General features: G+C 69.4%; 6 protein-coding genes. 3 read left to right on the top strand and 3 right to left on the bottom strand.

The genetic code is table 11. The features are described from left to right. Positions 1-153: 153 nt before the first annotated feature. The 3 genes from JK358_RS23130 to JK358_RS23120 all read right to left on the bottom strand — a co-directional run bounded on the left by JK358_RS23130 (position 154) and on the right by JK358_RS23120 (position 4,334). On the bottom strand, positions 154-657 hold the full coding sequence (locus JK358_RS23130) for an RDD family protein (protein ID WP_201950154.1): 504 nt from the start codon (positions 655-657) through the stop codon (positions 154-156). A 66-nt stretch (positions 658-723) separates the two neighbouring features. After that, on the bottom strand, positions 724-2,496 hold the full coding sequence (locus JK358_RS23125; protein WP_201950150.1) for an ABC transporter ATP-binding protein: 1,773 nt from the start codon (positions 2,494-2,496) through the stop codon (positions 724-726). Beyond that, positions 2,493-4,334: an ABC transporter ATP-binding protein gene (locus JK358_RS23120; RefSeq protein ID WP_201950147.1), complete on the bottom strand. Its 1,842-nt coding sequence runs from the start codon at positions 4,332-4,334 to the stop codon at positions 2,493-2,495. Before JK358_RS23120 ends, JK358_RS23125 begins: the two co-directional genes overlap by 4 nt. A gap of 95 nt (positions 4,335-4,429) precedes the next feature. Between JK358_RS23120 and JK358_RS23115 the strand changes: the two genes are divergently transcribed. The 3 genes from JK358_RS23115 (at position 4,430) to JK358_RS23105 (ending at position 6,102) form a co-directional block, all read left to right on the top strand. Continuing rightward, positions 4,430-5,110 carry a TetR/AcrR family transcriptional regulator gene (locus JK358_RS23115; RefSeq protein ID WP_232851692.1) on the top strand — a complete coding sequence of 227 codons (681 nt, stop codon included), beginning with the start codon at positions 4,430-4,432 and terminating at the stop codon, positions 5,108-5,110. Beyond that, positions 5,107-5,553 carry a MarR family winged helix-turn-helix transcriptional regulator gene (locus JK358_RS23110; protein ID WP_307817684.1) on the top strand — a complete coding sequence of 149 codons (447 nt, stop codon included), beginning with the start codon at positions 5,107-5,109 and terminating at the stop codon, positions 5,551-5,553. Before JK358_RS23115 ends, JK358_RS23110 begins: the two co-directional genes overlap by 4 nt. 99 nt (positions 5,554-5,652) lie before the next feature. Further along, a complete protein-coding gene (locus JK358_RS23105) occupies positions 5,653-6,102 on the top strand; it encodes a hypothetical protein (protein WP_201950143.1) in 450 nt (149 codons plus the stop codon). Positions 6,103-6,104: the final 2 nt, after the last annotated feature.

Genomic DNA, 6,104 nt, shown 5'->3' with positions numbered 1-6,104 from the left:
GCAGCTGTCACCTACCTGTGCAGCAGTCCCATTTGACGGGTTCACGATGCGCCGCCTCCGGCATTCCCCAGGTCGCGAAATGTCGGTGTAGCCGAGTACTTCACGACCATCAACGAGCCCTTCACCTCCGCCGCCGCCAGGTGGCGGCGAGCGTCAGCTTGCTTCGGCGGCAGGGGAATTCATGGGTGCGGGTGGGTACACGATCCGGGGGCGCACATCCATGACGAGGGTGTCGGTCGCTCGGGAGTGCATCCCGCGCCGCTGTGATGAGTCGGCCAGCATGAAGGCGAGGTTGATCAGCGGGAGGATGAAGAGCAGTAGGAGGTAGGAGACGTAGGGGGCGTTGAGGAGGGCGCGCACTCCGGCGAGTGACCAGGACAGGGGGCTGCCGTCGGTGCGCACCACGTGCAGGCCGAGCACGCGCTTGCCGAGAGTCTTTCCGTAGAGCGCCAACTGGATCCATTCGTAGAGGATCGGCGCGACGATCATGTTGACCGCCAGTGCGGCACCCCAGTTCTCGGATTCGGCGCCGTCGATGATGGCCGCGACGATGAGGATCGCGAAATTGCCCGCCGCCATGATCAGCGCCCCGAAGACGAGATCGATCAGCCGGGATCCCAGCCGGATGCCCAATCCGGCGGGGCGCGGTTGTGTCACCGTGAAGGGAGGGTGCTGGGGCGGCGGGAACATCTGGGCGCCAGGCGAACTCACGTGCGGGGCCTTTCACAGGGGCGAACCCCGTCCGACGCGGGGCATCGACAACGTACCCCGGGCGTCGGACAGATCCGCGTGGCCGGTCGCTGTCGAGGCACCCCAGAACTCGGCGTAGCGGGTGTCGGTGGTCAGCAGTTCGGTGTGGGTGCCCGCGGCGGCGATGGCGCCGTCGGTGAGGAAGATGACGTGATCGGCGCGGTGGACCGAGCGCGGCCGGTGCGCCACCATCACGACGGTCCGGCCTCGCATCAGGCGTTCGATGCCCTCGTGTACCGCCGCCTCGTTCACCGGGTCGAGGGCGGAGGTGACCTCGTCCAGCAGGACGATCGCGGCGTCTTTGAGGAGGGCGCGGGCTATCGAAACACGTTGGCGCTCACCACCGGACAGCAGGGCGCCGCCCTCGCCCACGTGGGCCGACCAGCCGCCGGGCAGGCGGTCGATGACCTCGTCTAGGCGGGCCGCGGTGGCCGCGGCGCGAACCTCGGCGTCGGTGGCGTCGGGGCGGCCCAGGCGGATGTTCTCCTCGATGGTGCCGTCGAACAGATAGACGTTCTGGAAGACGATGGCGATCTGGGACATGAGGTCGGTGGTAGTAATGTCGCGGACGTCCACGCCGCCGATCCGAACCGCGCCCGCGGTGACATCGTGGAAACGCGCGATCAGTTGCAGGAGTGTGGTTTTGCCCGCCCCGGACGGCCCCACGATGGCCAGGCGGCGGCCCTCCGCCACCGTCAGCGACAGCTGCTCGACCACCGTGCGATCGCCGTGTTCGAAAGTGACGGAGTCGAATTCGAGGTCGTACCGGGCGGGGCGGATCGGATGATCCGGCTCCGGCAGCGGTTCGGTGTGCAGGAGGATGTCCAGGCGCACCAGCTGCGCGCGGGCACTGCGGACCGCGCCGGCCATTTCCGCCAGCGACAGCAGCGGATCGGCGCAGCGCGCGGCCAGGACCAGAACGGCCAGAAGCTCTGCCGCGCCGATATTTCCGCCGAGGGCGAGGTAGGCGCCCAGGGTCAGCAGGGCGGTGAAGATCGCCTGCACCGTGAGGGCCGAGCCGATCACGCCCGGCAGGGCCGACAGCGCCGAGCGGCGGGAAGCGCGTTGCAGGTCGTGCAGGGCGTCGTCGAGCAGATCGAAGCGTTCGACCGTGCGCCCGCCCGCCCGCAGCACCGGTTGGGCCTGCAGGTATTCGATCACGCGGCCGGTGGCCTCGCGGTCGCGGGCATGGCGTTCGGCGTCGGTGGCCGCCATGGATCGGCCCGCCCAGAGCTGGACCGCCACCACGATCGGGGCGGCGGCCAGCGCGGCCAGGCCCAGCTGCCAGTTGTAGGCGAGCATGACCACGACGATGGTCAGCGGTGTGACGGCGGCGGAGATCAGCGGGGCGAGCAGATGGGCGAGCACGCTCATCGCCTGCAGCACACCGTGACTGGCGAGGGTGGAGACCTCGCCCACGCGTCCGGAGTTGAACCAGCCCAGCGGAAGCCGGGCCAGGTGATCGCCGAGACGGTGGTAGACGCCGCGCAGCAGGGTGGTGCCGACCCGGAAGCCGGACAGATCGCTGCGGTAGCGCAGGACGGCGTAGAGCGTGCAGGCGGCGGCGAAGGCGAGCAGCCAGGGCCGCGCGGCGGCGGGGTCGGCGCCGAACAGTTCGCGCAGGATGGGGACCAGCAGCGCATAGGACAGGCCCTCGACCACGGCGGTCACGGTCATGAGGGTGATGGTGCGGCGCACCGGCGGGGCGTACTCGTCGCCGAGGACGCGGAGCAGCATGCGGATCATCGGTGGTCATCTCCTCGCGGTGCGGTGCCGGGGGTGTCGAGGTGGCCGGCCAGGGCGGCCCGGTGGGATCGCCAGAGGGCGGCGAATTGTCCGTCGCGGGTGAGCAGGTCGGCGGGGCGGCCGCGTTCGACGATCTGCCCGTGTTCGAGCACCACCACAGTGTCGGCATCGGCGATGGTCTCCAGGCGGTGCGCGATGATCAGCAGGGTGCGCTCGCCGGCCAGGGTGGACAGCGTCCGGCGCACGGCCTGTTCGGTGCGCGGGTCGGCGAAGGCGGTGGCCTCGTCCAGCACCAGCACGGGTGCGTCCGAGAGCAGCGCGCGGGCGAGCGAAATCCGTTGCGCCTCACCTCCGGACAGGTCGGTGCCCGCGCCGAGTACGGTGTCGTAGCCCTGGGGGAGTTCGAGAATCCGATCGTGGATATCGGCGCGGCGGGCCGCTCGCATCACCTCGTCCCGTCCGGCGTGCGGCACCGCCAGCGCGATATTGTCGGCGACCGAGGCGCGCAGCAGGCGCACATCCTGGAAGACGAAGGACACCTGCCGGTACAGCTCGCGGCTGCCCAGATCGCGCAGTTCCACGCCGCCGAGCCGGATCGACCCGTGCGTGGGATCGAAGAAGCGCGGAAGCAGCTGCACCAGTGTGGATTTACCGCTGCCGGACGGGCCCACCAGCGCGGTGACGGTACCCGGCTCGAGTACCAGATCGATACCGCGCAACACCTCGCGATCGGCGTCGTAGCCGAAGCGCACATCGCGCAGCTCCACCCGATATCCCTGCGCCGCAACCGGATCGGCGGGTTCCGGGAGCGGCGGTTCCGCCAGCACCTCCCGGATGCGCCCGAGTGCTCGTCCCGCCGCCTGCAGATCGTCGAATCCGTGGCCGAGCGCCGCCACCGGCGCGGTCAACCCCAGGCCCAGCAGCAGGAAGGGCAGCAGATCGGCCGGGGCGAGCGAGCCGCCGGTGATCAGCACCGTGCCCCCGGTCAGCACGACCAGCAGCACGAACGGCGGGGACAGGGCCAGCTGCATGCCCGCCGCGATCGCCGACACCCCGCGCACGAACCGATAGAACTTGTCGGCGAAATCGTCGGTGGCGGTGCGGAATTTGTGATGCACCCGACCGGATCCGCCGAACGCCTTGACCACCGAGATGCCCTGCACGAATTCGATCGCGGCATCGGCGATCCGCCCCATGGCGGTATCGAAGGCCTGCTGCTCGAGCACCCGGGCCGGAACCATCATGAGTGGAACCAGCGCCACGGCCAGCGCCACGGGAATCAGGGTGATGAGCGTGAGTCGCCAGTCGACGGTGAACAGGTAGACCAGCGACACCAGCGGCACCACGAACGCCGACACCAGCTCGCTCGGGGTGTGGGCGACGACCGGATGCACCGCACTCACGTCCTCGCCCACCACCTTCGCCAGTTCTCCGGTGCGGCGGCGGGAGAACCAGCCGATCGGCACCCGGCCCAGCTGTGCGGCCAGCTGCCTGCGCACGGCCAGCTGCACCCGGGTGTCGAGCAGATGCCCGACGCCGGAGGACGCGCCCGTGCACACCAGCCGGACGAGCAGCCCGGCCGCGCCCACGCCCACCGTCAGCCAGACGCGATCGTGCTCGATCGGCGCGGGCGACAACAGGATTCGACCGAGTTCGACCACCGCCAGCAGGGGAGCCAGCCCGGCGAGCGCGCCGACGATCTGCAGGATGACCACCGCGGTGAGGCTGCCCGCGTAGGGGCGCAGCAGGTGGGCGGTGCGCGGTGCGGACCCGGGTTCGGCGCGCGGTGGCGGCGATGCCGGTTGTGGTCTCGCCTCGGCGAGGTCGACGGCGTTCATCGGACTCCCATTCCTTTTTCGTACGCGTACGAATATGGTTACGCGGCAAGTGGGCCGTCGTCAACGGCAATCGGCGAATCGTGGAGGATGGACCAATGACCGCAGCCGGAGAGCGTGGGAAACGCAGCGGCAGACCGCCGCGCCTGTCCCTGGAGGCGATCGTCGACGCCGCCGACCGCATCCTGGAAGCCGAAGGGCCCGAGAAGCTCTCGATGCGCCGTCTGGCGACCGGCCTGGGAGCCGCGCCGATGGCGCTGTACTACCACGTGCGCGACAAGGACGAACTGCTGTTGCGGGTGCTCGAGGCGCATGCCCGTCAGATCCCGCATCCGGAACTGCCCGCCGACCCCCGCGAGCGCTGCCTCGCGACGGCGATCCTGCTCTACGAACTGCTCAGCGAACGCGCTTGGATCGTCGAAGTCCTCACCGCCGGAGACCTTTTCGCGCCCGCGGCGCTCTGGTTCGTCGAATCCATGATCGGCGCGGCGGTGGAGTGCGGGTGTACGCCCGAGGAAGCCGTCGACGTGTATCACACGCTCTGGTACTACATCGTCGGCAACCTGATCATCCGCGTGAACAGCGCTCGCCGCCGGGCGCGCGCGGCCCCGGTCTACGGCAACGAGGCCATGGTGGAACTGACCACCGGCGTCTACCCGCACCTCGCGTCGGTCGCACCGCGCTGGAACGAACTCAACCTGCGCGATTCGCATCTGAGGGGACTCACGGCCATCGTGGACGGCCTGCTGCCGGCCGGATGCGGGAAACTGGTGCGGTGACCACCGAGAACGAGCGCCCCGCACCACCGCCCGCCAGTGCCTCCATCCTGGTGCTGACGGTGGCGCATCGGGTCGAGGCCGAACTCGGCGCGGCCCTGGCCCCGCTGCAGCTCACGGTCGCCAAGCTCGCGGTGCTCGGTCATATCGCGAGCCTGCCCGGAGCCTCGTTCAGCGATCTCGCGCGCATGGGCGCGATCAGCGTGCAGAGCGTGCACAGCGCGATCAAGGGCATGGTGGCCGCCGGTCTGGTGCGCGATCGCACGGCCCGCGCGGGTTCGGCCTCGACCATCGAACTCACGCCGAAGGGCCGGCGACTGCTGATGGCCGCGGAGAAGGTGGTCGCCGAGGTGGACGAGGCGATGTTCGGCGCCGCCGCGGATCCGGTGCTGCGGCAGATCGGCGACACGGTCGTCGCGGCCTTCCTCGGACGCACCGTCTCCTGACCTCCCGGAGCGCTGAGTTCCGGTGAACCTTCGCACAACCTTCAGCCAAGTTGAAAGTTAGGGCTATGCTTCAGGCAGTCTGAAGGTTGGAGGTTTCTCGTGCAGAATGTGCTGCTGTCGATCCACGTGCTGGCCGGAATCATCTTCGTCGGCGGTTCGGCTGTCGCCGCGAGTCTGTTCCCGCGCTACGCACCGGTCACCGTGGTCGGTGACGGCCCACCCGCGCCGGACCGAAATGTGGCCGTGGCCAAGGCATTCCACCGCATCACCGGCAACTACGCGGTCCTCGCGCTCATCGTCCCGGTGATCGGCATCGTGCTGGCGGCCGTCCAGGGCCGGATGGCCGAAATCTGGATCACCATCGCCATGGCCCTCACCTTCGTCGCGGGCGGCATCCTGGCCGTGTTCATCCACCCCATGCAGCGCGAAGCCCTCGAAAAGCCGGATACCGGAAAGCGTTTGCGCACCCTCGGCATGCTCGCCGGCATCTACAACCTGCTGTGGACGGTGGTCGTCGTCCTCATGATCGTGCGCCCCGGCGCACACTGACC

The organism is Nocardia acididurans, from assembly GCF_016741815.1.
Taxonomy (GTDB): Bacteria; Actinomycetota; Actinomycetes; order Mycobacteriales; family Mycobacteriaceae; genus Nocardia; species Nocardia acididurans.
This window is presented reverse-complemented; position numbering and strand designations above follow the sequence as displayed.